A 1,653-nucleotide genomic window follows, 5' to 3' on the forward strand; every position below is an offset into this window, starting at 1 on the left:
ACCGAAGCCCCCACCGCCTCCGCCAAAACCACCGCCACCGAAGCCACCTCCGCCGCCCCAGCCACCGCCGCTGGCAAAGCCACCGCTGGAACCCTTCCCCAGCGACAACAGGAAGGCCACCAGCGCGGCAATACCGCCGCCAAGCACCGACAGCAGCAGCCAACCGGCCGCACCGGCAATCAGGCCCGAGACTACGCCACGGATCGGCCGCGGCAGCTTGGCCAGCAGCATGCGCATGAAGGTGGAGGCAAACACACCGATCATGATCGCGAACAAAAAGATCGAATCACCGCCGCTACCGCCACCATCACGGTTGCTGCTGACCGGAGCCGGCAGCTCCTCGCCGTCGATGATCTTGACCAGCACGCCGCTGGCGGCCGTGATGCCACCGGCGTAGTCGTTCTGGCGGAAGTGCGGCACCAGGTATTCCTGGATCACCCGGTTGGCGATTGCATCGGGGATGGCACCTTCCAGACCGTAGCCCGGCTCGATCCGCACCCTGCGGTCATCCTTGGCCACCAACAGCAGCACGCCGTCATCCACGCCCTTGCGCCCGATCGCCCACTGGTCGAACACGCGGGTGCTGTACTGGGCGATGTCCTCAGGCTGTGTGCTCGGCACGATCAGTATCTGCAGCTGCGCGCCCTTGCGCTGCTGCAGGGCAACAGCCTGCTGCTCCAACGCCTGCTTCTGCGCCGCATCAAGGGTGCCGGTGGTATCGACCACCGGCGAATCCAGCGGCGGAATCGGTGCCAGCTGCTGGGCCAGCGCCGGGCCTGCCCAGCCGAGGCCAAGCAGGCACAGCAGCAAGCCCAAGCGCTGCAACAACGCGCTCATCGCGCGCGACTCACTGCGCCGGCGCGGGCGGCGGCGGCGTCTGCTGCGGTGCTGCCGGCTGGTTGCCGAAGCTCACGGTCGGCGGCTGGGCGATCTGCGCCTCGTTGTCGACGGTGAAGTTGGGCTTGGCCGCATAGCCGAACATCTTGGCGGTGATCACCTGCGGGAACGAGCGGATGTAGGTGTTGTAGTCCTGCACCAGCTGGATGTAGCGGCCGCGGGCCACGGTGATGCGGTTCTCGGTGCCTTCCAGCTGCGCCTGCAGGTCGCGGAAGTTCTGGTCAGACTTCAGCGTCGGGTAGTTCTCGCTGACCACCAGCAGCCGCGACAGCGCGCTGCCCAGCTCGCCCTGCGCCTGCTGGAACTGCTTGAGCGAATCGGCATCGTCGGCATTGACCTGGATCTGCCCGACCCTGGAACGGGCATTGGTGACCTCGGTCAGCACCTGCCGCTCCTGCTGGGCATAGCCCTGCACGGTATTGACCAGGTTGGGGATCAGGTCGGCGCGGCGCTTGTACTGGTTGACCACCTCGGACCAGCCGGCCTTGACCGCCTCATCCTTCTGCTGGATGGCGTTGTAGCCACAGCCGGAAACGGAAATCACCGCGATGACAAGCAACATCAGGCGAAGGTACTGGCGCATGGGTCGGGCCCTGGATGGCTGGAGTGCCGAGCATGCCACGTTGCCTGTTCAAGGTTTGCAAAGACCGGGGGACGGCAAAGTCCCTGGGCCAGGCGGTTGTAGGAGCGGCGTCAGCCGCGAAGCAGGCCATCCTTCGGATTGCGGACATCCCCGCAACCACAGCTGCGCCGGCT

Annotated in this window: 2 protein-coding genes; both read right to left on the minus strand. The window is 66.2% G+C overall.

Features of this window, described 5'->3' with window-relative positions; all coding sequences use genetic code 11:
* A partial coding sequence (locus QMX78_RS21330) for a YgcG family protein (protein ID WP_282273444.1) occupies positions 1-837 on the minus strand: 837 nt, incomplete at its 3' end.
* A 10-nt stretch (positions 838-847) separates the two neighbouring features.
* Positions 848-1,480 carry a LemA family protein gene (locus QMX78_RS21335; protein WP_282273446.1) on the minus strand — a complete coding sequence of 211 codons (633 nt, stop codon included), beginning with the start codon at positions 1,478-1,480 and terminating at the stop codon, positions 848-850.
* Positions 1,481-1,653: the final 173 nt, after the last annotated feature.

Origin of the sequence: Stenotrophomonas sp. PS02298, from assembly GCF_029959445.1 — a bacterium.
GTDB lineage: Bacteria > Pseudomonadota > Gammaproteobacteria > Xanthomonadales > Xanthomonadaceae > Stenotrophomonas.